Annotated in this window: 18 protein-coding genes; 16 read left to right on the plus strand and 2 right to left on the minus strand. The window is 74.0% G+C overall.

Annotation, left to right across the window (positions count from 1 at the left end; all coding sequences use genetic code 11):
* Nucleotides 1-5 precede the first annotated feature (5 nt).
* From ligA to ACIQPQ_RS08465, 13 genes are all read left to right on the plus strand, one after another.
* Nucleotides 6-2,198, plus strand: a complete 2,193-nt coding sequence (ligA, locus tag ACIQPQ_RS08405; protein ID WP_383778259.1) for an NAD-dependent DNA ligase LigA — start codon at nucleotides 6-8, stop codon at nucleotides 2,196-2,198.
* Nucleotides 2,199-2,490: 292 nt separating this feature from the next.
* The gene (locus tag ACIQPQ_RS08410) at nucleotides 2,491-4,770 is read left to right on the plus strand and encodes an EAL domain-containing protein (RefSeq protein ID WP_401301277.1); all 2,280 of its coding nucleotides are present in this window, start codon (nucleotides 2,491-2,493) and stop codon (nucleotides 4,768-4,770) included.
* Between the two features lie 441 nt (nucleotides 4,771-5,211).
* Entirely contained in the window at nucleotides 5,212-5,508 is a 297-nt protein-coding gene (gene gatC, locus ACIQPQ_RS08415) for an Asp-tRNA(Asn)/Glu-tRNA(Gln) amidotransferase subunit GatC (protein WP_018531282.1), read from the plus strand.
* Nucleotides 5,509-5,510: 2 nt separating this feature from the next.
* Complete coding sequence (gene gatA / locus ACIQPQ_RS08420) at nucleotides 5,511-7,004, plus strand: Asp-tRNA(Asn)/Glu-tRNA(Gln) amidotransferase subunit GatA (protein WP_401301280.1); 1,494 nt, start codon at nucleotides 5,511-5,513, stop codon at nucleotides 7,002-7,004.
* Entirely contained in the window at nucleotides 7,001-7,240 is a 240-nt protein-coding gene (locus ACIQPQ_RS08425; protein ID WP_383778262.1) for a hypothetical protein, read from the plus strand. The genes gatA and ACIQPQ_RS08425 overlap by 4 nt, the downstream gene beginning before the upstream one ends.
* A 15-nt stretch (nucleotides 7,241-7,255) precedes the next feature.
* Nucleotides 7,256-8,770: an Asp-tRNA(Asn)/Glu-tRNA(Gln) amidotransferase subunit GatB gene (gene gatB / locus ACIQPQ_RS08430; protein WP_383778263.1), complete on the plus strand. Its 1,515-nt coding sequence runs from the start codon at nucleotides 7,256-7,258 to the stop codon at nucleotides 8,768-8,770.
* 111 nt (nucleotides 8,771-8,881) lie between these two features.
* Nucleotides 8,882-9,304, plus strand: a complete 423-nt coding sequence (locus ACIQPQ_RS08435; RefSeq protein ID WP_401301285.1) for a hypothetical protein — start codon at nucleotides 8,882-8,884, stop codon at nucleotides 9,302-9,304.
* A gap of 220 nt (nucleotides 9,305-9,524) precedes the next feature.
* Nucleotides 9,525-11,795 (plus strand): MMPL family transporter, encoded by a 2,271-nt coding sequence (locus tag ACIQPQ_RS08440; RefSeq protein WP_401301288.1) that lies wholly within the window; start codon nucleotides 9,525-9,527, stop codon nucleotides 11,793-11,795.
* Entirely contained in the window at nucleotides 11,773-12,357 is a 585-nt protein-coding gene (locus tag ACIQPQ_RS08445; RefSeq protein WP_401301290.1) for a GNAT family N-acetyltransferase, read from the plus strand. Before ACIQPQ_RS08440 ends, ACIQPQ_RS08445 begins: the two co-directional genes overlap by 23 nt.
* 34 nt (nucleotides 12,358-12,391) lie before the next feature.
* Nucleotides 12,392-13,102, plus strand: coding sequence for a hypothetical protein (locus ACIQPQ_RS08450; RefSeq protein WP_401301292.1), 711 nt, complete (start codon nucleotides 12,392-12,394; stop codon nucleotides 13,100-13,102).
* Between the two features lie 243 nt (nucleotides 13,103-13,345).
* The gene (locus ACIQPQ_RS08455) at nucleotides 13,346-13,546 is read left to right on the plus strand and encodes a hypothetical protein (protein WP_401301295.1); all 201 of its coding nucleotides are present in this window, start codon (nucleotides 13,346-13,348) and stop codon (nucleotides 13,544-13,546) included.
* Between the two features lie 119 nt (nucleotides 13,547-13,665).
* Nucleotides 13,666-16,839: an AAA family ATPase gene (locus ACIQPQ_RS08460; protein ID WP_401301298.1), complete on the plus strand. Its 3,174-nt coding sequence runs from the start codon at nucleotides 13,666-13,668 to the stop codon at nucleotides 16,837-16,839.
* Between the two features lie 109 nt (nucleotides 16,840-16,948).
* Nucleotides 16,949-17,257 (plus strand): DUF6191 domain-containing protein, encoded by a 309-nt coding sequence (locus ACIQPQ_RS08465; protein WP_401301301.1) that lies wholly within the window; start codon nucleotides 16,949-16,951, stop codon nucleotides 17,255-17,257.
* 17 nt (nucleotides 17,258-17,274) lie between these two features.
* Here the strand turns inward: ACIQPQ_RS08465 and ACIQPQ_RS08470 are convergent, their stop codons facing one another.
* Entirely contained in the window at nucleotides 17,275-18,441 is a 1,167-nt protein-coding gene (locus tag ACIQPQ_RS08470) for a PQQ-dependent sugar dehydrogenase (protein ID WP_401301303.1), read from the minus strand.
* Between the two features lie 211 nt (nucleotides 18,442-18,652).
* Entirely contained in the window at nucleotides 18,653-19,660 is a 1,008-nt protein-coding gene (locus ACIQPQ_RS08475) for an aldo/keto reductase (RefSeq protein WP_401301306.1), read from the minus strand.
* Nucleotides 19,661-19,735: 75 nt separating this feature from the next.
* On the opposite strand from ACIQPQ_RS08475, the gene ACIQPQ_RS08480 reads away from it, so the two are divergent.
* From ACIQPQ_RS08480 to ACIQPQ_RS08490, 3 genes are all read left to right on the plus strand, one after another.
* The gene (locus ACIQPQ_RS08480; RefSeq protein ID WP_401301309.1) at nucleotides 19,736-20,701 is read left to right on the plus strand and encodes a 2-hydroxyacid dehydrogenase; all 966 of its coding nucleotides are present in this window, start codon (nucleotides 19,736-19,738) and stop codon (nucleotides 20,699-20,701) included.
* 513 nt (nucleotides 20,702-21,214) lie between these two features.
* Entirely contained in the window at nucleotides 21,215-24,472 is a 3,258-nt protein-coding gene (locus ACIQPQ_RS08485) for a putative bifunctional diguanylate cyclase/phosphodiesterase (protein WP_401301312.1), read from the plus strand.
* 242 nt (nucleotides 24,473-24,714) lie between these two features.
* Complete coding sequence (locus ACIQPQ_RS08490) at nucleotides 24,715-26,565, plus strand: acetolactate synthase large subunit (protein WP_401301314.1); 1,851 nt, start codon at nucleotides 24,715-24,717, stop codon at nucleotides 26,563-26,565.
* Nucleotides 26,566-26,601: the final 36 nt, after the last annotated feature.

A 26,601-nucleotide genomic window follows, 5' to 3' on the forward strand; every position in this document is an offset into this window, starting at 1 on the left:
ACACGGTGGCGGGCGACAAGCAAGCGGAGACGACGGTGCCCGCGCAGGCACGGGAGCAGCACGCGCAGCTCGCTGAGCAGATCGAGGAGCACCGCTTCCGGTACTACGTGAAGGACGCTCCCGTCGTCAGCGACGCCGAGTTCGACCGGCTGCTGCGCGCCCTGGAGGCGCTGGAGGACGAGCATCCGGGGCTGCGCACCCCCGACTCCCCGACCCAGAAGGTCGCGGGGGCGTACGAGACGGAGTTCACGGCCGTCCAGCACCGCGAGCGGATGCTCTCCCTGGACAACGCCTTCGACGACCTGGAGCTGGCCGCGTGGGCCGAGCGCGTCCACAAGGACGTCGGCGCCTCCGTCTTCCACTTCCTGTGCGAGCTGAAGGTCGACGGCCTCGCCGTCAACCTGACGTACGAGCACGGGCGGCTCACGCGCGCCGCGACCCGCGGTGACGGCCGCACCGGCGAGGACATCACGCCCAACGTCCGCACCATCGCCGAGATCCCGGACCGGCTCGCCGGGGACGACGTGCCCGCGCTGGTGGAGATCCGCGGCGAGGTCTACTTCCCGATGGAGGCGTTCCAGGACCTGAACGCCCGTCTGGTCGAGGCGGGCGACAAGCCGTTCGCCAACCCGCGCAACGCGGCGGCCGGTTCGCTCCGCCAGAAGGACCCCCGCGTCACCGCCACCCGCCCCCTGCACATGGTCGTCCACGGCATCGGCGCCCTGGAGGGGTACGAGGGCCTGACCCGCCTCTCCGAGGCCTATGACCTGCTCAAGTCCTGGGGCCTGCCCACCTCCCCGCACAACCGGGTCGTCGACGACCTGGACGCCGTCCGCGCCTTCATCGCGTACTACGGCGAGAACCGCCACTCCGTGGAGCACGAGATCGACGGCGTCGTCGTCAAGCTCGACGAGATCCGCCTCCAGGGCCGCCTCGGCTCCACCGCTCGCGCCCCCCGCTGGGCCATCGCGTACAAGTACGCGCCGGAGGAGGTCAACACCAAGCTCGTCAACATCCGCGTCGGCGTCGGCCGCACCGGCCGTGTCACGCCGTACGCGCAGGTCGAGCCGGTGCTCGTCGCCGGGTCCGAGGTCGAGTTCGCCACCCTGCACAACCAGGAGGTCGTCAAGGCCAAGGGCGTCCTCATCGGCGACACGGTGGTGCTGCGCAAGGCCGGTGACGTCATCCCGGAGATCCTCGGCCCCGTCGCCGACCTCCGCGACGGCAGCGAGCGGGAGTTCGTGATGCCCGCCGAGTGCCCCGAGTGCGGCACCGCGCTGCGGCCCATGAAAGAGGCCGACATCGACGTCCGCTGCCCCAACGCCCGCACCTGCCCGGCCCAGTTGCGCGAGCGTCTCTTCTACCTCGCGGGCCGCAAGGCGCTCGACATCGAGCACTTCGGCTACGTCGCCGCCACCGCCCTCACCAAGCCCCTGGAGCCGCAGGAGCCCCCGCTCGTCGACGAGGGCGACCTGTTCGACCTCACCATCGAACGGCTGCTGCCCATCAAGGCGTACGTCCTCGACCAGGACAGCGGGCTGCCCAAGCGGGACCCGAAGACCGGCGAGGAGAAAATCGTCACGATCTTCGCCAACCAGCAGGGCGAGCCCCGGAAGAACGCGCTCGCCATGCTGGAGAACATCGCCGCCGCCAAGGAGCGCCCTCTCGCCCGCCTCCTCACCGGCCTGTCCATCCGGCACGTCGGCCCCGTCGCGGCCGAGGCCCTGGCGCGCGAGTTCCGCTCCATCGACCGCATCGAACAGGCGACGGAGGAGGAACTGGCGGCCACCGACGGCGTCGGCGGGATCATCGCCGCCTCCCTCAAGGAGTGGTTCGCCGAGGACTGGCACCGCGAGATCATCCGCAAGTGGCGGGCGGCCGGGGTCCGCATGGAGGAGGAGGGCTCCGGCGAGGACGAGGGCCCGCGCCCCCTCGAAGGGCTCACCGTCGTCGTCACCGGCACCTTGGAGCGCTTCACCAGGGACGGCGCCAAGGAGGCCCTCCAGAGCAGAGGGGCCAAGGTGACCGGCTCGGTGTCGAAGAAGACGTCGTTCGTCGTGGTGGGGGAGAGCCCCGGCTCGAAGTACGACAAGGCGATGCAGCTGAAGGTGCCCGTGCTCGACGAGAACGGCTTCCAGGTCCTCCTCGACCAGGGCGCCGAGGCCGCCGCCGAAGCCGCGCTGCCCGTCCCCGAGTAGCACCGGCCCGGCCGCCCGCCGTCCCCGACGGCGGGCGAACGCCACCCGATCGGCGCATACCAGACACATGCGGGTGGCAGGGGTGCATTCGGGCAACCGTCGACGACCGCTGCCCGCGAGCGCCCTCCGCGGCCTACTGTTGAGCCGTGCGCCTGCCGTGCCCAGCCGCGGCCGGTGCACGCCCCTGCTGCCGAGGCGCGGCGGGAAGGGCTTTCCCGCACGGCGCCACCCCAGGACATCCGGGCGGCGGACCGCGGGGAGAGCGGGCACCCCCGGCTGTGAGAGGGACGGAATGGAACCGACCGAGAGCGCCGCCCCGGACTCCGGGCTGCGCCGACGCCGGGCCACCGGCGCCTGGTGGGGCGCACGGTCCACGCCCCGGTCGGAACGGCCCCCCGAGCGGGTCCGCGCCGGCACCCCGCTCGCCTCCCTCGACCCGCGCGGCGCCCGCCCCGCCCCCGGCCCCGCCGGGTCCGCCCGTCCCGGTCTTGCCACCGCACCCGGCGCCGACCCCACCGCCGGCGACGCCGAACGCCTCGTCTCCCGGCCCGCGCTGCCCGCCGCGGTCGTCGCGGCCGCCGGGTTCGCCCTCGGCGCCGGGTTCTACCGCGCCTTCACCGGCAGCCACGCCCTCTTCCCGTCCGGCACCGTCGGCTGGTCCCTGCCCGTGCTGACCGGCATCGTCGTCGGCTACCTCGTGATGCTCGGCCGCGCCCGCTGGTGGGGCGGCACCGGCTCCGGCGCCGCCCTCACCCTCGCCGTCCTCCTCCTCTACGGCTGGCTGCCCGCCGGACTGGTCAGCCTCACCGTGGTCGTCCTCGTCGGCGTGGCCCGCCGCCACCGCTGGCGCCAGGGCGTCCTGCACGGCGCGGTCGACATCCTCGGCATCGGCGCGAGCGCGCTGCTGCTCGCCGCCTGCGGGCCCGTACCCTCCGTCGAACGGCCCTGGACCCCCGACACCTGGACGCTCTACACCGCGCCCCAGGTCGTCCTGGTCGCCGTCTCCTACCTCGCCGTCACCGGCGTCCTCCTCTGGTACCTGCACGCGCCCCGCGCCGGAAGCCTGCCCACCGTCGTGCGCACCGCGCTCGTGCGGCAGGGCCTGGTCGCCGTCGCCCTGCTGGGCATCGCGCCCCTGGTGTGCGTGGTCGCCGTCGCCAAGCCGGTGCTGCTGCCGCTGTTCGCCATCCCGCTCATCGCCCTCGACTCCACCCTGTGGATGGCCCGCGCCCGCGCCGAGGAGCAGCTGCGCGACCCGCTCACCGGGCTGCCCAACCGGCAGTGGCTCGGCGAGCGGATCTGGACCGCGCTCGACGACGCCGAACGGCTCGGCGCGCGCTCCGCGCTCATGCTGATCGACCTCGACCGGTTCCGCTCGGTCAACGACACCCTCGGCCACCTCGCCGGGGACCGGCTCCTCCTCCAGATCGCCGACCGGCTGCGCGCCGCCCTGCCGCGCGGCGCCGAGGTCGCCCGGCTCGGCGGGGACGAGTTCGCCGTCTTACTGCCCGTCGCCGACTCCACGACCTCCGCGACCCGCGTCGCCCGCGGCCTCGTCGCCACCCTCGGCTCCCCCCTCGACCTCGACGGCCTCACCCTGGTCCTGGAGGCCAGCGCCGGGGTCGCCGTCTACCCCGACCACGCGCTCGACGCGGAGGGGCTGCTGCGGCGGGCGGACGTCGCGATGTACCAGGCCAAACGGGACCGCACGGGCGTCGAGGTCTACGAGTCCAAGCGTGACTCCAACACCCCCGACCGGCTCGGCCTGCTGGGCGATCTGCGGCGCGCCCTCGACGCGCACGAGGTGCAGCTCCACTACCAGCCCAAGGTCCGGTTCGACGGGCAGGTCGCCGGACTGGAGGCGCTGGTGCGCTGGGTGCACCCGGAGCGCGGCAAGGTCCCGCCGGACGAGTTCATAGCGATCGCCGAGTCCTCCGGGCTGATGCCCCACCTCACCGAGTACGTCCTCGACACCGCTCTCGCCCAGGTCGCCCGCTGGCGCGCCCAGGGCCTGTACGTGCCCGTCGCCGTCAACGTCTCCCCGCGCGACGTCCACACCCCCGGCTTCGCCGGTTCCGTCGCCGCCCGCCTCGCCCGGCACGCGGTCCCCGCCGGATCGCTCCAGCTGGAGATCACCGAGCACGTCCTGCTGGAGGACCCCCAGCGCGCCGCCGACACCCTCAACGCGCTCACCGGCCACGGCGTGAAGATGTCCCTCGACGACTTCGGCACCGGCTACTCCTCCCTCGTCCACCTGCGCCGCCTCCCCGTCAGCGAACTCAAGATCGACCGCTCCTTCGTCGCCCGGCTCGCCGTCGACACCGAGGACGCGGAGATCGTCCGCTGCACCGTCGACCTCGCCCACTCCCTCGGCCTCCTCGTCGTCGCCGAGGGCGTCGAGGACGACGAGACCTGGGAACGTCTGCGCGACCTCGGCTGCGACGCCGTCCAGGGCTGGCTGGTCGCCGCCGCGATGCCCCCCGAGGAGACCACCGCCTGGCTCCGCGCCCGAGGCTCCCGAGGCTGGCAACGCCCCGCGGCGGCCCTCCCTGCGGCAGCCTCGGACGACTGACCGGCCGCCCGGGACGGCCTGCGCGCCCTTCATCCGGCCCGCCGCACCCCCAGCCGACCCGACCCGACCCGACCCGATCCGATCCGGCCTGATCCGGTCGGCCGACGGGCGGGGCGGCGGCTTCCTGCCTCACTCTGCGCGGCGCCTTCCCGCCCCCGGGGGCGGCCCTGGCCGACTGACCCCCGCGGCCCCCACGGGGCGGGCCTCCGCGCCGATCCGCTCCCGGCCCGGGAGCGACCGGGGCCCGCTGCCGACCGGACCGGTCCGCCCCTTCCACCCGCCCGCCTGCCCATCCACCCCGCAACGTCGCCCCCCCCACGCCCCCAGCCAAACCTGCGGAGCACCCCGCACCCCCCGCCCCCGAAGAACCGTTTACCGGCTACCCCGCCCCGCCCCCTAGGATTGGGGCACACCACACTCACTCACCCAGAGGAACGCTGCATGCCTGGCATCACGCGCGAGGAGGTCGCCCACCTCGCCCGGCTGGCGCGTCTGGAGCTGAAGCCCGAAGAGCTAGACCACTTCGCGGGACAGCTGGACGACATCATCGGCGCGGTCGCCCGCGTCAGCGAGGTCGCCGACCAAGACGTACCGCCGACCTCGCACCCGCTCCCGCTGACGAACGTCATGCGGGCGGACGAGGTCCGTCCGTCGCTCACCCCCGAGCAGGCGCTCTCCGGCGCCCCGGCCCAGGAGCAGCAGCGTTTCAAGGTGCCGCAGATCCTGGGGGAGGACTGACCATGACGGACATCATCAAGCTCACCGCCGCCGAGATCGCCGCGCGGATCGCCGCGGGCGACCTCACGGCCGTCGAGGTCACCGAGGCCCACCTGGCCCGCATCGATGCGATCGACGAGAAGGTGCACGCCTTCCTGCACGTCGACCGCGAGGGCGCCCTCGCGCAGGCCCGCGCCGTGGACGCCAAGCGCGAGCGCGGCGAGAAGCTCGGCCCGCTCGCCGGGGTCCCCCTGGCGCTCAAGGACATCTTCACCACCGAGGGCGTGCCCACGACGGTCGGTTCGAAGATCCTGGAGGGCTGGATCCCGCCGTACGACGCGACGCTGACCAAGCGGCTCAAGGCCGCCGACGTCGTCATCCTCGGCAAGACCAACATGGACGAGTTCGCCATGGGGTCGTCGACGGAGAACAGCGCCTACGGCCCGACCGGCAACCCGTGGGACCTCACCCGCATCCCCGGCGGCTCCGGCGGCGGCTCCTCCGCCGCCCTCGCCTCCTACGAGGCCCCCCTCGCCATCGGCACCGACACCGGCGGCTCCATCCGCCAGCCCGCCTCCGTCACCGGCACCGTCGGTGTGAAGCCGACGTACGGCGCGGTCTCCCGGTACGGCATGGTCGCCTTCTCCTCCTCCCTCGACCAGGGCGGCCCCTGCGCCCGTACGGTCCTGGACGCGGCCCTGCTGCACGAGGTGATCGCCGGACACGACCCGCTCGACTCGACCTCCATCGACGCCCCGGTGCCCCCGGTCGTCGAGGCCGCCCGCAACGGCAGCGTCGCGGGCATGCGCGTCGGCGTCGTCAAGCAGTTCCGCGGCGAGGGCTACCAGGCCGGTGTCATCCAGCGTTTCGACGAGTCCGTCGCCCTCCTCGAGGAGCTGGGCGCCGAGATCGTCGAGCTGGACTGCCCGTCCTTCGACCTGGCCCTGTCGGCGTACTACCTGATCGCTCCCAGCGAGTGCTCCAGCAACCTCGCCCGCTTCGACGGCCTGCGCTACGGCCGCCGTACCGGCGACGACGGCACGCACTCCGCCGAGGAGGTCACCTCCCTCACCCGTGAGGCGGGCTTCGGCCCCGAGGTCAAGCGCCGCATCATGCTCGGCACGTACGCGCTCAGCTCCGGCTACTACGACGCGTACTACGGCTCCGCGCAGAAGGTCCGCACGCTCATCACGCGCGACTTCGAGAAGGCCTTCGAGCAGGTCGACGTGATCGTCTCGCCGACCACGCCCACCACCGCCTTCCCGATCGGCGAGCGCGCCGACGACCCGATGGCGATGTACCTCGCGGACCTGTGCACCATCCCGACCAACCTGGCGGGCAACGCCGCCATGTCCCTGCCCTGCGGTCTCGCCCCCGAGGACAACCTCCCCGTCGGCCTCCAGATCATCGCCCCGGCCCTCAAGGACGACCGTCTCTACAAGGTCGGCGCCGCGGTCGAGGCGGCCTTCGTGGAAAAGTGGGGCCACCCGCTGCTCGAGGAGGCTCCGTCGCTGTGAGCGCACTGAACAAGGCCAAGGGATTCCGCAAGTCCCGGTCCGGCACGTACCTGACCATGGCCAGCACCGCCTTCGGCGCGATCGGCGTCGCCAAACGGCTGCGCAAGGCCCGCGCCGACCAGGACACCCTGGTCCTGGTCGACGCCGCCGTGTCCGCCGTCGCCATCGTCACCGGTCTGGCCGTCCTGTACCGCGAGCTGAAGCGGCTGGGCGACGACGACGTCCTGCTGGGCTGAGAGGGAAGTTCCAACGTGACCACCACGACCGACCTGGTGTCGTACGAGGACGCGCTCGCGTCGTACGACCCCGTCATGGGCCTTGAGGTCCATGTCGAACTCGGCACCAGGACCAAGATGTTCTGCGGCTGTTCGACCGAGCTGGGCGCCGAGCCCAACTCCCAGACCTGCCCCGTCTGCCTCGGCCTGCCCGGCGCGCTGCCGGTCGTCAACGCGACCGGCGTCGAGTCCGCGATCCGCATCGGCCTCGCGCTGAACTGCCAGATCGCCGACTGGTGCCGCTTCGCCCGGAAGAACTACTTCTATCCGGACATGCCGAAGAACTTCCAGACCTCCCAGTACGACGAGCCCATCGCCTTCGACGGCTACCTCGACGTGCAGCTGGAGGACGGCGAGGTCTTCCGCGTGGAGATCGAGCGCGCCCACATGGAGGAGGACACCGGCAAGTCGACCCACGTCGGCGGCGCCACCGGCCGAATCCACGGCGCGTCCCACTCCCTGCTGGACTACAACCGGGCCGGCATCCCGCTCATCGAGATCGTCACCAAGCCGATCGTCGGCGCGGGCGAGCGCGCCCCCGAGGTGGCCAAGGCGTACGTCCGCGAACTGCGCGAGGTCATCAAGGCGCTCGGCGTCTCCGAGGCCCGCATGGAGATGGGCCAGATGCGCTGCGACGTCAACCTGTCGCTGCGCCCGAACGGCACCGAGAAGTTCGGCACCCGCTCCGAGACGAAGAACGTCAACTCGCTGCGCTCCGTGGAGCGGGCGGCGCGCTTCGAGATCCAGCGGCACGCGGCCGTGCTCTCCTCGGGCGGCACGATCATCCAGGAGACCCGCCACTTCCACGAGGACACCGGGTCGACGACCTCGGGCCGCGTGAAGGAGGAGGCCGAGGACTACCGGTACTTCCCGGAGCCCGACCTCGTCCCGGTGGCGCCCGCGCGCACCTGGGTCGAGGAGATCCGCGCCTCGCTGCCCGAGCTGCCGCTGGCCCGCCGCAACCGCCTCCTGGCGGACTGGGGCATCACGGCCGTCGAGATGCAGGCCATCCTCAACGCGGGCGCGCTGGACCTGATCGTCGCCACCACCGACGCCGGGGCCGACGCGGCCTCGGCCCGCAAGTGGTGGATGGGCGAGCTGGCCCGCAGCGCCAACGAGTCCGGCACCGCCCTGGACGAGCTGGCGATCACGCCGGAGCAGGTCGCCCGCGTCACCGCCCTGGTCTCCTCCGGCGACCTCAACGACAAGCTGGCCCGCCAGGTCATCGAGGGCGTCCTCGCGGGCGAGGGCACCCCCGACGAGGTCGTGGACAAGCGCGGCCTCAAGGTCGTCTCCGACGACTCGGCGCTCGGCACCGCCGTCGACGAGGCCATCGCCGCCAACCCGGGCGTCGCGGACAAGATCCGCGGCGGCAAGGTGGCCGCGGCCGGTGCCCTGGTCGGCGCGGTCATGAAGGCCACCCGCGGCCAGGCCGACGCGGCCCGCGTCAAGGAGCTGATCCTGGAGAAGCTGGGCGTCACCGAAGGCTGAGGCCCCGTCACCTCCTCGAAGGGGGACGCACCGACACCCGGTGCGTCCCCCTTCCCCGTGCCCCGACCCCCTCTCCGGGAGCCGCGCACCGAGGCGCTACGCTCGCCCGCCATGAGGGCACGCACCGACACGGACGTCCGGGACCCGGGCGCGGACGAGGACAGAGACGCAGACGTAGCGATAGACGCAGGCACAGAGAACACGGAGGGCATAGGGGACACAGAGGACACAGAGGACGGGGACGCGTACGACCGCCACGGCCACGACGACGATCACGGCGACTCCGCCCGCGCCGCCCGCCGTGCCCGCTGGGCCGCCACCGGCACCGGTGCCCTCCTCACCCTCGCCGGGTTCGCCGCGTCCCTCCTGCGGCTCACCGGGCCCGCCCCGGTCCTCGTGCCCGCCGCCTACGCCCTCGGCGCCGCCGTCTGCGCGCTCGCCGCGTTCCTCGGCTCGCGCGGCCGGACCCGCCGGGCCCTCTGGCTTCTGATCGCCGGGGTGATGGTGATGGCGGTCGGCGACCAGTCGGACTGATCCCGCACCGCGGGGACGCGCCCGGCCCCTGAGCCGTTCCTCGTCTGTCCCGCCGAGTTCCCGTCGCGCTCTCGCTGTGAACAACCCCACGAAGGGCGCAATCGATCACGTACACCTGCAAGAGTGACCCCGCATTGCTCATGCGTTCTTTGCGGGCTGTTCAGCTCATGTACGGCTGTTCCCGGTCAAAGATCCCCCATTGATCCCCGGGAGCACGTTCGTGGCAGCCCTCGCACGGTGGTGTGTACGGAACCGTCTCGTCGCGGTCCTCCTCTGGCTGCTCGCGCTCGGCTCCACCGCCACCACGGCCGCGGTCCTCGGCTCCTCGTACTCCAACGACTACGACGTCGCCGGCACCGAGTCCTCGGCCGCGACCCGCCTGCTCACCGAGGGCTTCCCCGGGCTCGCCGGGGACAGCGACACCGTCGTCTGGCACACCGCCTCCGGGTCCGTGCGCGCCGCCGACGTCGAACAGACGATGACCCGCACCCTGGACAAGGTCGCCGCCCTGCCCGGCGTGGCCTCGGTGACCGGCCCCTACGGCGAGCAGGGCGCCGGACGGATCAGCGGGGACGGGCGGACGGCGTACGCCACCGTCACCTTCGAGGACCGCGCCGAGGACGTCGACCGGGGCGAGGCCGCCGCCGTCGTGGAGACCGCCCGGGCGGCACGGAGCGACGGACTCCAGGTCGAGCTGGGCGGCAGCGCGGTCGCCCTCACCGAGCCCTCCGGCGGGCACCTCGCCGAGGTCGTCGGGGTCGCCGTCGCCGCCGTGGTGCTCTTCCTCGCCTTCGGCTCCCTCGCCGCCTCCCTGCTGCCCATCGCCACCGCCCTCGTCAGCGTCGGCACCGCCTACGCCGGGATCGTGCTGCTCGGGCACGCGATGACCGTCGCCGACTTCGCGCCGATGCTCGGCATGCTCGTCGGGCTCGGCGTCGGCATCGACTACGCGCTCTTCGTCGTCACCCGGCACCGGCGCGGCATGAAACGCGGCCTGTCCGCCGACGAGGCCGCCACCGCCGCCGTCGCCACCACGGGACGCGCCGTCGTGTTCGCGGGCGCGACGGTCTGCATAGCGCTGCTGGGCATGCTGATCCTGCGGCTGGACTTCCTCAACGGTGTGGCCGTCGCCGCCTCGCTGACCGTGCTGCTCACGGTCGCCGCCTCCGTGACCCTGCTGCCCGCCCTGCTCTCCCTCATCGGGCCGCGCGTCCTCAGCCGCCGCGAGCGCCGCCGCCTGGCCGAGCACGGGCCCCGGCCGGAGCTGCCCACCGGGTTCGCCGCCCGCTGGTCCGCGTTCGTCGAGCGCCGCCCCAAGCTGCTGGGCGCCCTCGCCCTCGCCGTGATCACCGTCCTCGCCCTGCCCACGCTCGGGCTCCGCCTCGGCACCTCCGACCAGGGCAACGGCCCCCGGACGGCCACCACCCGCCAGGCCTACGACCTCCTCGCCGACCACTTCGGCCCCGGCGTCAACGGCCCGCTCACCCTGGTCACCGAGGTCGGCGGCGGCGAGGACCGGCTCGCCCTGGACAACCTGGACGCCACCCTGCGCGCCACCGAGGGCGTGGCCGCCGTGACGCCCGCGCGCTACGACGCGGGCGGCGACATCGCGTACCTCACCGTCGTACCGGAGTCGGCGCCGCAGTCGCAGCGCACCAGCGACCTCGTGGACCGGCTGCGCGCCGACGTGCTGCCGCGGGCCGAGGCCGGGACCTCCCTCGACGTCCGGGTGGGCGGGGTGACGGCCGGGTACGACGACTTCGCCGACGTCATCGTCGGCAAGCTGCCGCTCTTCGTCGGCGTCGTCGTGGGCCTCGGCTGTCTGCTGCTCCTGCTCGCCTTCCGGTCCGTCGGCATCCCGCTCAAGGCCGCCGTGATGAACGTGGCCGCCGTCGCCGCCGCGTTCGGCGTGGTCGTGGCGATCTTCCAGTGGGGCTGGGGCAGCGAGCTGCTCGGCCTCGGCCGGGCCGGGCCGATCGAACCCTTCCTCCCGGTGATCATGGTCTCGGTGCTCTTCGGGCTCTCCATGGACTACCAGGTGTTCCTGGTCAGCCGGATGTACGAGGAGTGGCTGGAGACCGGCGACAACCGGCGGGCCGTCCGCGTGGGGCTCGCCGAGACCAGCCGGGTGATCAACTCGGCGGCGGTCATCATGATCTCGGTGTTCCTCGCGTTCGTCCTCAGCGGCGACCGGGTGATCGCCATGTTCGGCATCGCGCTGGCCGCCGCCGTAGCCCTCGACGCGTTCGTCCTGCGCACCCTGCTGGTGCCCGCCCTGATGCACCTGCTCGGCGGCGCCAACTGGTGGCTGCCCCGCTGGCTGGACCGGCGCCTGCCCCGCATCAGCATCGAGCCGCCCGAGTGCCGCGCCGCCCATGAGAGGCTCACCGGGGTCGTGACGGACGAAGCCGTCGCGGAGCTGGAGCAACGGGAACAGCAGGAACAACGGGAGAAGGGGCGGCAGCCGGATGTACGCGATACCGCTGGGTGACGACGGGGCCGAACTGCGCCCGCTTGAGACCTGGCACGCCGAGGAGTTCCTCGCCCACCTGGAGCGCGGGCGGGACTTCATCAACCAGTACGTGCCCTTCGGCGCCACCGCCACCGACACGGCCGGCGCCCGCGCGGTCCTCCAGCGGTACGCCGACATGCGCGCCGCCGACACCGGGTCGCTGCACGGCATCTGGCGGGACGGCACCCTCCTCGGCGGGGTGCTCTTCCTCAACTTCGACGCCGCGCAGGCCAACTGCGAGGTCGGCTGCTGGCTGGAGCCCGCCGGGACCGGCCACGGGCTCGTCACCCGCGCCATCCGCGTCCTGGTCGACCACGCCGTCGAGCGGCGCGGCATCCACCGCGTCGAGTGGATCGCCTCGGCGGGCAACGTGCCCAGCCTGAACGTCGCCCGCAGGCTCGGGTTCACCCGCGACGGCGTCCACCGCGAGGCCTACCCCTATCGTGGGGTCCGGCACGACGTCGAGGTGTGGTCGGTGCTCGCCCCCGAGTGGCGCGCCGCCCGCGCCGACGCGGCCCGCGACGCCCACAGCGGCCGTTAAGGAAGCTCTCAGAGAGCGTCCGTACGGTCGGGGCATGGCAACCAGGACAGTGGACGACTCCGGCGCCGGGACGGCTGCCGGAACCCCCGGCGCGGACGCCGGGGCGAAGCGCGACGAGGAGACGGTGGACACCACGAAGACGGACGCGACGGGCACCCCGGACGCGACCCAGACGAGCGCCCCGACCGACCCGACCGACCCGACCGAGACGCCCACGGCCCCGGCCGGCGGGCCCACCGAGGTCACCGACGGCGCCCCGGAGGCGGCGGACGGCACCGACGACAGCGCCACCGCCGACGACGACGGCGCCGAGGGCCTGCCCGACGAGGACGGCACCGTCGCCGAGGGCCCGACGGGTGTCGGCCAGGGCGCCGCCGCCGTGGTCTCCGCCGCGCTCGGCCTGGTGTCGCTGACCGGCGGCTGGATCGGCACCGTCGCCGCCGCCCGCGAGACCCTGGTCGGCCAGCTGGAGACCTCGTCCTCGGCGAGCGTCGCCCAGCAGATCCAGGCCGTCTACGGCGACGCCTGGCAGACCACCGCCCTGTGGGCCGGCCTGTTCGCGCTGGCCGCCCTCGTCACCGGCGTCGTCGTCCTCGCCCGCCCCGCCTTCGGCAACCCCGCCCGCCCGCAGGCCCCCTGGATCAAGTCGGTCTCCTGGGCCGGTGTCGTCCTCGGCGTCATCGGACTGCTGCTGGCCGTCCTCAAGTACACCGACGCCCTGATCGGGCTGCCCTCGGCGCCTTAGCCGCCGCAGCCCGCCTCATCGCAGGTCAGGAGGGGCCTCAGGCGGTCCGTAAGGGGACTTACGGACCGCCTGAGGCCCCTCCGCCGCGTCTGAGGCCCCCTGAGGGCCCCGAAGATGCGGCAGTCTCCCGATGTGGCGGACCCCCCTGCCGGACGAAGGTGGAGACATCGCGGTGAACGGCACGGAGCACCTCCGGACCGGACACCGGCCACCGGCCGCAGGGCCATCGACAGGGGGCACCGCATGTACGAGTACGAGATCCAGCAGGCCCGTTCCGCCGACCTGATCCGGCGCGCCGACGAGGAGCGCCTCGCCCGTGAGGCCGTCCGGCTGCGGCGCGAGGCCCGCCGCGAGGCCGCCGCCCGCGCGGACCGCGCCACCGCCCCGGAGAGCGGGTCCCATACCCGCCTCCTCCGCAGGCACCGGTCCGCGCGGACCGCGTGAACACCCCCGCCGGGCCGGGCGGCCCGCGACCGCACGGCCGCCCCGCCCGGCCCGCCGCCGCCCCGGCGGCCCACGGCCCGGCCGCGATATCGGCTGGGCCGTCGCCGTACCCGCGTGCGATGCTCGCCCCAATGGAGACCAGGTCCGTCAGCCCCGTGTTCGTCGGCCGCGGCACCGAACTCGGCGTCCTCGCCGCCGCGCTGGCCCGCGCCGCCGCCGGGGAACCGCAGGCCCTGCTGATCGGCGGCGAGGCCGGGGTCGGCAAGACCCGCCTGGTCGAGGAGTTCGCCGCCGCCGCCGACCGCCGGGGCGCCGTCGTCGCCCTCGGCGGCTGCGTCGAGATCGGCGCCGACGGCCTGCCCTTCGCCCCGTTCTCCACCGCGCTGCGCGCCCTGCGCCGGGCCCTGCCCGACGCACTCGCCGCCGCCGCGGCCGGACAGGAGGACGAACTCGCCCGGCTGCTGCCCGAGATGGGGGAGACCGCCGCCGGACGGCACGACGAGGAGAGCATGGCCCGCCTCTTCGAACTCACCGCCCGCCTCCTGGAACGCGTCGCCGCCGACCGCACCGTCGTCCTCGCCCTGGAGGACCTGCACTGGGCCGACGCCTCCACCCGCCACCTCCTGTCCTACCTGCTGCGCACCCTGCGCACCGGCCGCCTGGTCGTCCTCGCCACCTACCGCTCCGACGACATCCACCGCCGCCATCCGCTGCGCCCCCTGCTGGCCGAACTCGACCGGCTGCGCACCGTCCGCCGGATCGACCTCTCCTGCTTCACCCGCGAGGAGGTCGGCCGCCAGATCGCCGGCATCCTCGCCGCCGAACCCGACCCCGCCCAGGTCGACGACATCTTCGAACGCTCCGACGGCAACGCCTTCTTCGTCGAGGAACTCGCCGTCGCCGCCCACGAGGGCTGCTGCACCGGCCTCACCAACACCCTGCGCGACCTGCTGCTCGTCCGGGTCGAGGCGCTGCCCGAGAGCGCCCAGCGCGTCGCCCGGATCGTCGCCGAGGGCGGCTCCACCGTCGAGTACCGGCTCCTCGCCGCCGTGGCCCGGCTCGGCGAGGACGACCTCATCGAGGCGCTGCGCGCCGCCGTCAACGCCAACCTGCTGCTCGCCACGCCCCTCGGCGACGGCTACCGCTTCCGCCACTCCCTGGTCCGCGAGGCCGTCGCCGACGACCTGCTGCCCGGCGAACGCTCCCGCCTCAGCCGCCGCTACGCCGAGGCCCTGGAGGCCGATCCGGCGCTCGTCCCCGCCGGTGAACGCGTCATGCGCCTGGCCAGCTACTGGTACCACGCCCACGACCCCGCCAAAGCCCTCCCCGCCGTCCTCGACGCCTCCGTCGCCGCCCGCTCCCGCCACGCCTACAGCGAGCAACTGCGGCTCCTGGAACGCGCGATGGAACTGTGGGACACCGCCCCCGAGACCGTCCGCGCGCACCTGCGGCCCGTCGACCGCGCCGAGGTCTACCCACCCGTCCCGGCCACCGTGCCCTCCGCCCCGACCGCCGGGCCCTCCGCCCCGTCCGCCGAAAGGTCCGCCCCGGCCGCCGGACCGGGTGCCTCGCCCGACGGCCGCGACCACTGCCCCGGTGCCCCGCTGCGCTACCTCGACCTGATGGCGGAGGCGGCGGTCGCCGGACGGCTCTCCGGGGAACGCGAACGCGCCCTGAAGATCACCCGGCGGGCCCTGCGGCTCCTCGCCGACGAGCCCGACCCGCTGCGCGCCGCCTGGTTCTGGGTGCAGCGCTCCCGTCTCGTGCGCTCCCTCGGCCGGGGGAGCGGCCGGGAGGAACTGGCCACCGCGCAGGACCTGGTGCGCGGCCTGCCGCCCAGCGAGGTGCACGCCGACGTGCTCACCCATGTCGCCAACTGGTGCATGGTCCACGCGCCCGGCCCCGAGGCGTACGCCGCCGCCGAGCGCGCCGTCGAGTACGCCCGTATGGTCGGCGCCCCCGAGATCGAGCTGAACGCCCGCCAGATCCTCGGCGTCCTCATGGTCGACGCCGGTCACATCGAGGCCGGACTCGCCGAACTGCGCGAGGTCAAGTCCCGGGCGCTCACCGAGGACATCCCGTCCGTCGCGCTCAACGCCTACGTCAACCTGCCCTCCGAACTGGAGGCGGTGGGCCGCTCCCGCGACGCCCTGCCCCTCCTGGAGGAGGGCATCGCCTACGCCGAACGGCGCGGCCTCGCCGAGACGGAGTCCTGGGTCCGGAGCAACCTCACCGAGTCCCTGCTCACCCTCGGCCGCTGGGACGAGGCCGCCCGCGCGAGCGCCGCCGGGGACCGCATCGCCCAAGGCGCCGCGATCCGGGGCGTGTACGCCTCGCTCCGCGCCGAACTCGCCCTCGTCCGGGGCGATCTGCCCGAGGCCGCCGACCGACTCGCCGCGGCCCGCGCCCACTTCGGCTCCCAGGACCACGCGCCCCAGCACGATCTGCCGCTGGCCCGGCAGGCCCTCGCGCTCGCCGCGGGGGAGGGCCGCGTCACCGAGGCCCGCGACCACCTCCTGCGGGTCCTCGACCGGGGCTTCCCGCCCGGCGCCCAGCGTTACGCCTGGCCCCTGCTGATCACCGCCGCCGCCGTCGAGGGCGACGCCCGCGCCCTGCCCGCCGCCGACGAGGGCCGCACCGCCCACCTCGACCGGCTCCGCGGCGCGGCCCGGCGGATCGCCGCGGTCGTCCCCGTCTGGCAGGCCCACGCGCACTGGCTGCGCGCCGAACTCCTGCGCGCCGAGGACCGCGCCCGCCCCGACGACTGGTGCGCGGTCGTCACCGCCTTCGAGACCCTGGAACGCCCCTACGACCTCGCCCGCACCCGGCTGCGGCTGGCCGAGGCGCTGCTCACCGAGGGCGGCGACGGCCACCGCGACCGCGCCGCCGACCTGCTCCGCCTCACCGGGGCCGTCGCCGACCACCTGGGCGCCCGCCCGCTCACCGACGCCGTCGCCCGCCTCGCCCGGCAGGCCCGGCTGCCGCTGCTCCCCGGGCCCCGCCCGGCCGCGGCGGCCACCGACCCGCTGACCTCGCTCGGACTCACCGACCGGGAGCGCGACGTCCTGCGCCTCGTCGCGCGCGGCCGCACCAACCGCCAGATCGCGCAGGCCCTCTTCATCTCGCCCAAGACGGCCAGCGTCCACGTCTCCCGCATCCTCGCCAAGCTCGCCGTCTCCGGGCGCGGTGAGGCGGCGGCCCTGGCCCACCGGCTGGACCTGTTCCCGGCGGACTCCGACGGCACGGACGACCGTGCCCCGGTCGGGGCCCCGGCCCCGTCGACGGGCGGCTGACCGGGGCCGCCCGCCGCCGTCACACTCCGGTAAGGCGTCCCGCGGCCTTCGCGCGGGGCCCCGTATGGGCCTCGGGCGTACGCTGGCAGGACCTGGTCATGGAGGCGCCGTGTTCAACATGTTCGACGAACTGTTCGCACCCGGTCGCAAGCACACGCGGGACGAACAGAACCGGCTGGAGCTGACCCGCGAGGACGTCGGCGACGGAGACCCCGGACGCGGGCCCATAGACCTCTCCTCGGGCAAGGTGGTCGTCGTCCGCCCAGGCTCGACGGCCCTGCCTCCGGAGCCCTCCGACGCCACCGACGACCGACCGGACACGGCCGGGGGACAGGCATCGGACCCGGCGGACCGGGACCCGGCGGACCAGGACAGGGCGGACGCGGACCCGGCCGACGGGGAGGGCCCCCGCGCCTGAGCCCCCGGCGGGCCGCCTCAGCTCACCTCGACCTCCAGGACGCGGTCGTCCCCGGACTTCGGCGCCCCCCGGCCGTCGGTGTTGCTGGTCGTCACCCACAGCTTGTCGCCGCCCGCCGCGACCACCGTGCGCAGACGGCCGTACTTCTCCGTGAGGAACGCCTGCGGGTCCGCCGACCGCTCCGTCCCCTTCAGCGGAATCCGCCACAGGCGCTGGCCGCGCAGCCCCGCCATCCACACCGAGCCCGCCGCGTAGGCGATGCCGCTGGGGGAGGCCTGGTCGGTGGGCCACTGGGCGACCGGGTCGCGGTACGCCGCCTCGTCCGCGTCGCCCTCGACCTCGGGCCAGCCGTAGTTCCCGCCGGGCACGATCGCGTTCAGCTCGTCCCAGGTGTTCTGGCCGAACTCGGCGGCGAACAGCCGCTGCTTCTTGTCCCAGGCCAGGCCCTGCACGTTGCGGTGTCCGTACGAGTACACCGGGGAGTCGGGGAAGGGGTTGCCCGGCGCCGGTTCGCCCTCCGGGGTCAGGCGCAGGATCTTGCCGCCGAGGGACTTCCTGTCCTGGGAGAGGCCTTCCCGGCCGCTCTCGCCGGTGCCGACGTACAGCATGCCGTCGGGGCCGAACGCGATCCGGCCGCCGTTGTGGATCATGCCCTTGGGGATGCCCCGGAAGACGGTGTCGGGGGCGCCGAGCCGTTCGCCCTCGGGCCGGTCGGGGTCGTAGCGCATCCGTACGACGCGGTTGTCGGAGGCGGAGGTGAAGTAGGCGTAGATCATCCGGTCCGCGGCGTGGTCCGGGGAGAGGGCGAGGCCGAGGAGGCCGCCCTCGCCCGCCGCCGAGACGCCGGGCACCTCGCCCACCTCGGTCTTCGCGCCGCTCTTCTCGTCGACCAGGGTGATCGTGCCCTCGTCGCGGGAGCCGACCAGCAGGCCGCCGCCCCCGGGGAGCGGGGCGAGGCCCCAGGGGCTCTTCAGGCCCTCCGCGACCGTCCGCACCACCTTCGCCGTGCCCTTGGCGGGCGGGGTCTCCTCGGCGGGTGCGGGCGACCCGCTCACCGACATGCTCGGGGACGGGCTCGCGGCGGCTCCCGCGGAGTCCCCGCCCCCGGAGTCCCCGGAGGTGCAGCCCGCCGCCAGCAGGAGCGCGCTCGCGGCGGCCACGGCCGACACTGCTCGACGTCGCACGATCTCGGTCCCTTCCACGGTCACGGTCCGCCCGGTACGGCGCGGCAGCCCCTTGCGGCGGTCCCCCGCCGACGGGTGCTACCTGTCATACCGCGCCCGCACCCTCAGGAGTTCCCGATCCGGCGAACCTGATGCGGCCGGACGCCCTGCGGGGTGCGCCGCTCAGCAGTTCGGGTCCCGACGGCACCGGGCCACCGGGGTCCCCACCGGCTCAGTCCCACGACCCCTGCGCCGCGGGCAGCTCCGCGATCTCCGCCAGGTCCCGCTCGGTCAGCCGCAGACCGGCCGCCCCCACGTTCTCCGTCACCCAGCGCTCCCGCTTCGCGCCCGGCACCGGCACCACGTGCCGCCCCTGCGCCAGCACCCAGGCCAGCGCCACCTGCGCCGGGGTGACCTCCGCGCCGTGCCGGGCCGCGATCCGGCGCAGCCCGACCACGATCGGCTGGTTCGCCGCCATCATCTCCGCCGTGAACCGGGGATGGCGGGCCCGCATGTCGTCCGGCTCGAACCCCTCGCCCGGCCGCAGCCGCCCGCTGAGGAAACCATTCCCCAACGGCATCGCCGCCAGCAGCCCGATGCCGCGCTCCTCGCACCACGGCAGCAGCGTCTCCCGTGCCTCCGGCGACCACACCGACAGCTCCGCCTCCACCGCGCTCACCGGGAACACCTGCTGCACCCGCCGCAACTGCCGCAGGGTGGCCTCGTACAGCCGCGCGCCGTCCTTGCGCCCGCCGCGTCCGCCGAGCGCCCCCACCGCGCACAGCCCCAGCGCCCGAACCTTGCCCGCCCGCACCAGCTCCGCCATCGCGCCCCACGTCTCCTCGACCGGGACCTCGGGGTCGGCGCGGTGCAACTGGTACAGGTCGATGACGTCGGTCTGGAGCCGCCGCAGCGACGCGTCGCAGGCCCGCCGTACGTATCCGGGGCGGCCGTTGGCCACGATGTGCTGCTCGCCGGCCAGCAGCCCCACCTTCGTCGACACGAACGCGTCCCCGCGCCGCTCCCTCAACACCCGCCCCACCACCAGCTCGTTGGTGAACGGGCCGTACATGTCCGCGGTGTCCAGCAGACTCGCGCCGAGATCCAGCGCCCGGTGCAGCGTCCGCGCCGACGCGTCACCCCGCTGCCGCGACCCGCTGTACCCCCAGCTCATCGGCATGCACCCGAGTCCGACGGCCCCGACCCCGAGCGCCCCCGCGCCGATCGTCCTGCGCTCCACGTGCTCGTGACCCTCCCTCTCCGGTCCCCCAACCTAACCCCTGGTCAGCAACCGTCCTGACATAGCCTCCTGACCATGAACGCTCATGTGTGGCTGCCCATCCCGCCGGACGAGATCGACGGACTCCCCGAGGGCCCCGACTACCGCTTCTGGGACGGGGGCGCCGACGGCAACCAGGAGTTCCCGGGCGACCCCGCCGACTGCGTGCTCTACGTCGTGCCGTACATGAAGCGCCACCCCGTCAAGACCCGCCCCCTGCCCGGCATGCGCCGCCTCCAGGTCGTGCAGACCCTCACCGCCGGGGTCGACGACATCACCCCGGCCCTCGCCGGCCTGCCCCCCGGCGTACGGCTGTGCAACGCGCGCGGCGTCCACGAGACCAGCACCGCCGAACTCGCGCTGACCCTCACCCTCGCCTCCCTGCGCGGCATCCCCGACTTCGTCCGCGCCCAGCAACACGGCCACTGGCAGGGCGACTTCCGGCCCGCGCTCGCCGACCGCAGCGTCCTCGTCGTCGGATACGGCGCGATCGGCGCCGCCGTCGAGGACCGGCTCGTGCCGTTCGAGGTCGCGCGGGTGGCGCGCGTCGCGCGCTCCGAGCGCACCACGGCGCGCGGTCCGGTGCATCCGTTCACCCGGCTCCCCGCCCTGCTCCCCGAGGCGGACGTCGTCATCCTCTGCACCCCGCTCGACGACACCACCCGCGGCCTGGTCGACGCCGCCTTCCTGGCCCGCATGAAGGACGGCGCGCTGCTGGTCAACGTCGCCCGGGGCCCGGTCGTCGACACCGCCGCCCTGCTCGCCGAGGTGAGCACCGGCCGCCTCACCGCCGCACTCGACGTCACCGACCCCGAACCCCTGCCGCCCGCCCACCCGTTGTGGACGGCGCCGGGTGTCCTGATCAGTCCGCACGTCGGCGGCCCCAGCTCCGCCTTCCTGCCCCGCGCCAAGCGTCTGCTGGCCGACCAGCTCACCCGGTTCGTGAACCGGGAGCCGCTGCGGAACGTGGTCCTGACGACGGGTACGGCGGACGGGCCCTGACCGGAAACGGCCCTCGCGCGGACGGCCCCGGACACCCTCCGCAGCCCTTCGGACGCGGCCCGTTCGGGCATATCCGCTGGTCGTCACTGAGCGTAGAGAAGCTATGTCCCTGAGTGACGAGACTGGTGTATCGTCCCGACAGGGGCTGCGCCGCGCACCGTTCGGCGCCGGGGAACGACAGAGCAGACTGTGAGGGGGGCGACGGGCGATGCACGGCCTATGGACGAACGACCCGACGCGGCGGAGCCACCGCCGGCGACCCTGTTGCAGGGCCGCCCGCAGACGAGGTGGCCCCGCCGGTCCGGAGAGTCGGCAGCACGGCACGCGGCATCCGCGCGGCCGCACCGGCCGCCCGAGCCGCCCGCACCCGGCGAGCCGCACCGCGTACGGGCCGCAGGCGGTGGTCCGTACGACACCGGACACCGGAGCGGACCGCACGGCACGGGACACCGCGGCGGCCCCGGCGGCGCAGAACGCCGGAGCGGCCCCGACGGCACGGACCGGGAGGCCACGGTGAGTTCGCCGCCGACCCTCACGACCCTCCTGGACGGCACGCCGCGCACCCAGCCTCCCGCCGGAGCGCCCGGGGCACCGCTCGCCAGGCCGCCCGCCTCCCGCGGCGGCTCCAACACCGTCCACCAACTGCTGCTCGCGCTGATCTGCGCGGGGTACGCGGTCGGCTCCGCCCTCGGCTGGGGTTCGCCCGAACTCGCGCTCGTCATGGGCGACTTCGGGCTCTCCGCGGCGGCCGCCACCGCCGCCGTCTCCTGCTTCCTGCACGCGCGCACCGGGGTCCGCTTCCGGCTCGCCTGGCTGCTGTTCGCGCTCTCCTCCACGATGGCCGCCCTCGGCAACCTGGTCTGGGGCTGGTACGAGGTCGTGCTCGACCAGCCGGTGCCCAGCCCGAGCTACGCCGACCTGTTCTTCCTCTGCTTCGCGCCGCCCGCGATCATCGGGCTCCTGGTGCTCGCCGCCCGGCCGGTCAGCCGCGCGGGCTGGGTCTGCCTCGCCCTCGACGCCTGGCTGATCGCCGGTTCGCTGCTCACCCTCTCCTGGAGCCTCGCACTGGCGCAGGCGGCCAAGCTGGACCGGCCGAGCGTGGGGCACGCGGCGCTGTCGCTGGCGTATCCGCTGCTGGACATCGCCCTCGTCAGCATGGTCCTGGTGCTGCACTTCCGGCGCTCCGCGATCAACCGCGCCGCGGTGAACACCGCCGTCAGCGCCCTGGCGCTCACCGTCATGTGCGACGCGCTGTTCACCTCGCCGCTCATGCACAACAACTACCGCTCCGGGCAGCTCCTCGACGCGGGCTGGTTCGCCGGTTCCCTGCTCCTCGCCTACGCCCCCTGGGCCGCCCGCCGCCACCACCGCGCGCTGGCCGAGGGGCACACGCGCGTCGTGCACGAGCACCGGCCCGGACCGCGCGGCGGCGACCACCCGCACGAGCCCCCGCAGCCGCAGCCGCACGCGCAGCCGACCGGCCACCCGGCCGCGCAGAAGGGCGGGCAGCCGCCCCCGCCGGGCGCCGACTCCGGCGGCCCCCTCACCACCCGCCCGATCACGGGCTCCCTGGCCGCGCTCACGCCCTACCTCGCGGCGGCCGTCTGCACCCTGGGCATCCTCTACAACGTCCTCAACGGCCGCAGCGTCGACCGGGTCGTCCTGCTCACCGGCGGGGCCGTCGTCCTCGCCCTCGTGGTGCGCCAGGGCATCATGCTCCTCGACAACATCGCGCTCACCCAGGAACTCGCCCACAAGGAGAACCACTTCCGCTCCCTGGTGCAGGGCTCCAGCGACGTCATCATGATCGCCGCCCCCAGCGGCGTCCTGCGCTACGTCTCCCCGGCCGCCGCCGGGGTCTACGGACGGCCCGCCGAGGACCTGGTCGGCACCGAACTCGCCCAGCTGATCCACCCGGACGACTTCGGCTGCGTGGTGCACGAGGTGCGTCGCTTCCTCGCCGCCGACCCGCAGGAGGAACCCACCACCCGCATCGAGTGCCGCTTCCGCTCCGGCGACGCGTCCGCCTCCCGCGCGGGCGGCACCGCACCCGGCCCGGCACCCGGCCCGGGAACCGGATCAGCGACCGGATCAGGAAGCGGCCCGGCGCCCGGCGCGGGGTCCGGCGCGGGCGGCGTCTGGCTGAACGTCGAGTCGACCGTCAAACGCCACCACGGCGGCCTCATCTTCAACAGCCGCGACGTCACCGAACGGGTCCGCCTCCAGGCCCAGCTCCAGCACAACGCCGAGCACGACCCGCTCACCGACCTCCCCAACCGCGCCCTGTTCACCACGCGCGTCCAGCAGGCGCTCTCCGGCCGCCGCAGCTCCGACCGGGGCTCCGCCCTGCGCAACACGGCCGTCCTCTTCATCGACCTGGACGGCTTCAAGGCGGTCAACGACACCATCGGCCACCAGGCGGGCGACGAACTCCTCATCCAGGCCGCCCGCCGCCTCCAGGAGGCCGTCCGGCAGGGCGACACCGCCTCCCGGCTCGGCGGCGACGAGTTCGCCGCCCTGATCGTCGGCGACGGCACCCGCGACCGCGCCGCCCGCGAGCGCCACATACTGGAACTCGCCGACCGCCTGCGCCTCACCCTCTCCCAGCCCTACCTCATCGACGGCAACGACGTCCGGGTCGCCGCCTCCATCGGCGTCGCCTTCGCCGAGTCCGGCCTCGGCGCGGGCGAACTGCTGCGCAACGCCGACCTCGCCATGTACCGGGCGAAGGCGGGCGGCAAGGGCCGGGTCGAGCTGTACCGGCCGCAGATGCAGCAGGACGTCGTACGGAAGGCCGAGCTGGCCACCCGGCTGCGGGCCGCGCTGCACGACGGCGAGTTCGCGCTGCTGCACCAGCCCGTGGTCCGCCTCTCCGACGGCCGGATCTCCTCCGTCGCCGCCCAGCCCCGCTGGCGCTCCTCGCAGGGCGTGCTGTTCACGCCCGCCGAGTTCCTCCGGGTCGCCGACGACGGCGACCGGACCGCCGAGCTGAGCCGCTGGGTCCTCGAACAGGCCGTGGAGCAGGCCGCCGACCGGGCCGCGGGCGGGGTGCACATCCCCGTCGTGGTCTCCGTCGCCGCCCGCCGCCTCCTCGACCGCTCGCTCCCGCTGGGCTCCCTGGAGGCCCTGCTCACCCGGTACGGACTGCCGTCCGGATCGCTGGTGATAGAGCTGTCCGACATCGATGCCCGGGTGCCGCTGGAGGACCTGGAGCGCCGCCTCGGCGCGCTCCGCCGTCTCGGGGTGCGGATCGCCCTGGACGGCTTCGGCGGCGGCGTGGCCATAACGGCGCTGCGCCGCCTCCCCATCGACATACTCAAACTCGACCGCGGGCTGGTCGAGGGCGTCGTGGAGTCCGCCCGCCTGCACAAGATCACCAGCGGGCTGCTGCGGATGGCCGGGGACCTCGGCCTCCAGTCCGTCGCCGAGGGCGTGGACCTGCCCGAGCAGGTCGTCGCCCTGCGCGCGATGGGCTGCACCCACGGGCAGGGCATGGCCTTCGCCGGGCCGCTCGACGAGTACCGGCTGCGCCGGGCGCTCGGCCGGGGCACCTGCCCCGTCCCGAGCGGCCCCGCCGAACCGGTCTTCGCCGGAAGCGGCACGGGCACCGGCGGCGGCGGGACCGGCGGCCCCGGCGCGGGCGCCGGGGGCTACACGGGAGCGGTCACTGGCGGTGTCACCACCGTCCTCGGCGGCGGGACCCTCGCCGGGGGCGGCCTCGGCGGCACCGCCCTCCGTTCACATGATGAGACCCCCGTCCCACCCACTTGACAGTCGGTGCGTGCCGGGGGGAGGGTCAATGCCATGCGCACCCGAATTCTCGTACTTGGACAGCGCGTCGGCTGAACTGGGACCACCGGACGACGATCCGGAAACCCCCAGCGACCTCCCCGGCGCGCTCCCCTCGCTTGCCTTACGGCACGAGGGGTTTTTTGTTGCACAGGCACCTGCCGCCCCGCGGTACGAACCGCGCACACCTCGCAAAAACCCTCAGCATCGAGAAGAGAATGCCGATGACCGAGCAGGCCACCGGGGCCCCTCACCCGCAGCCGCGGCCCCGATCCGGAGGACACTCCGCGTCCGTCGAGCACGTGACCGGCGCGCAGTCCCTCATCCGCTCCCTGGAGGAGGTCGGGGCCGACACGGTGTTCGGCATTCCGGGCGGCGCGATCCTGCCGGCCTACGACCCGCTGATGGACTCCACCCGCGTCCGCCACGTCCTGGTCCGGCACGAGCAGGGCGCCGGCCACGCCGCCACCGGGTACGCGCAGGCCACCGGCAAGGTCGGGGTCTGCATGGCCACCTCCGGGCCGGGCGCCACCAACCTGGTCACCCCGATCGCCGACGCCCACATGGACTCGGTGCCCCTGGTCGCCATCACCGGCCAGGTCGCCTCGAAGGCCATCGGCACGGACGCCTTCCAGGAGGCGGACATCGTCGGCATCACCATGCCGATCACCAAGCACAACTTCCTCGTCACCAAGGCCGAGGACATCCCGCGGATCATCGCGCAGGCCTTCCACATCGCGTCCACCGGCCGCCCCGGCCCGGTCCTGGTCGACATCGCCAAGGACGCCCTCCAGGCCCGCACCACGTTCTCCTGGCCGCCCGTCATGGACCTGCCCGGCTACCGCCCGGTGACCAAGCCGCACGCCAAGCAGATCCGCGAGGCCGCCAAGCTGATCACCGCCGCGAAGCGCCCGGTCCTCTACGTCGGCGGCGGCGTCCTCAAGGCGCGCGCCACCGCCGAACTGAAGGTCCTCGCCGAACTGACCGGCGCGCCCGTCACCACCACCCTGATGGCGCTGGGCGCCTTCCCCGACAGCCACCGCCAGCACCTGGGCATGCCCGGCATGCACGGCTCGGTCGCCGCCGTCACCGCGCTCCAGAAGGCCGACCTGATCGTCGCCCTCGGCGCCCGCTTCGACGACCGTGTCACCGGCAAGCTCGACAGCTTCGCCCCGTACGCCAAGATCGTCCACGCCGACATCGACCCGGCCGAGATCGGCAAGAACCGCGAGGCCGACGTGCCGATCGTCGGGGACGCCCGCGAGGTCATCGCCGATCTGATCCAGGCCGTCCAGAAGGAGCACGGCGAGAGCGGCCCCGGCGACTACACCGCCTGGTGGAAGGACCTCGACCGCTGGCGCGAGACCTACCCGCTCGGCTACGACCAGCCCGCGGACGGCTCGCTCTCCCCGCAGCAGGTCATCGAGCGGATCGGTCAACTGGCCCCCGAGGGAACGGTGTTCGCGGCCGGTGTCGGCCAGCACCAGATGTGGGCCGCGCACTTCGTCCAGTACGAGAAGCCCGCCACCTGGCTCAACTCCGGCGGCGCCGGGACCATGGGCTACGCGGTCCCCGCCGCGATGGGTGCCAAGGCCGGTGTCCCCTCCCGGACCGTCTGGGCGATCGACGGCGACGGCTGCTTCCAGATGACCAACCAGGAACTCACCACCTGCGCCCTGAACAACATCCCGATCAAGGTCGCCATCATCAACAACGGCGCCCTCGGCATGGTCCGCCAGTGGCAGACCCTGTTCTACAACCAGCGCTACTCCAACACCGTGCTGCACTCCGGCCCCGACGCCGACGGCACCCAGCCGAGCGGCGGCACCCGCGTCCCCGACTTCGTCAAGCTGTCGGAGGCGATGGGCTGTTACGCCATCCGCTGCGAGGACCCCGCCGACCTCGACAAGGTCATCGAGGAGGCGAACTCGGTCAACGACCGCCCCGTCGTCGTCGACTTCATCGTCCACGAGGACGCGATGGTCTGGCCGATGGTCGCCGCCGGAACCTCCAACGACGAGATCATGGCCGCCCGGGACGTCCGCCCCGACTTCGGCGACAACGAAGACGACTGACCGAGACGACCGAGACGTTCGAGCGAGGAAGACCCC

Source organism: Streptomyces sp. NPDC091281, from assembly GCF_044757425.1.
Lineage (GTDB): Bacteria > Actinomycetota > Actinomycetes > Streptomycetales > Streptomycetaceae > Streptomyces.

What these genes read in the sequence shown, in the direction of transcription:
- ACIQPQ_RS08410 (WP_401301277.1), top strand. Translation starts at nt 2,491, where the DNA reads ATGGAACCGACCGAGAGCGCCGCCCCGGACTCCGGGCTGCGCCGACGC.
- gatC (WP_018531282.1), top strand. Translation starts at nt 5,212, where the DNA reads ATGCCTGGCATCACGCGCGAGGAGGTCGCCCACCTCGCCCGGCTGGCG.
- gatA (WP_401301280.1), top strand. Translation starts at nt 5,511, where the DNA reads ATGACGGACATCATCAAGCTCACCGCCGCCGAGATCGCCGCGCGGATC.
- ACIQPQ_RS08435 (WP_401301285.1), top strand. Translation starts at nt 8,882, where the DNA reads ATGAGGGCACGCACCGACACGGACGTCCGGGACCCGGGCGCGGACGAG.
- ACIQPQ_RS08445 (WP_401301290.1), top strand. Translation starts at nt 11,773, where the DNA reads ATGTACGCGATACCGCTGGGTGACGACGGGGCCGAACTGCGCCCGCTT.
- ACIQPQ_RS08450 (WP_401301292.1), top strand. Translation starts at nt 12,392, where the DNA reads ATGGCAACCAGGACAGTGGACGACTCCGGCGCCGGGACGGCTGCCGGA.
- ACIQPQ_RS08455 (WP_401301295.1), top strand. Translation starts at nt 13,346, where the DNA reads ATGTACGAGTACGAGATCCAGCAGGCCCGTTCCGCCGACCTGATCCGG.
- ACIQPQ_RS08460 (WP_401301298.1), top strand. Translation starts at nt 13,666, where the DNA reads ATGCTCGCCCCAATGGAGACCAGGTCCGTCAGCCCCGTGTTCGTCGGC.
- ACIQPQ_RS08480 (WP_401301309.1), top strand. Translation starts at nt 19,736, where the DNA reads ATGAACGCTCATGTGTGGCTGCCCATCCCGCCGGACGAGATCGACGGA.
- ACIQPQ_RS08490 (WP_401301314.1), top strand. Translation starts at nt 24,715, where the DNA reads ATGACCGAGCAGGCCACCGGGGCCCCTCACCCGCAGCCGCGGCCCCGA.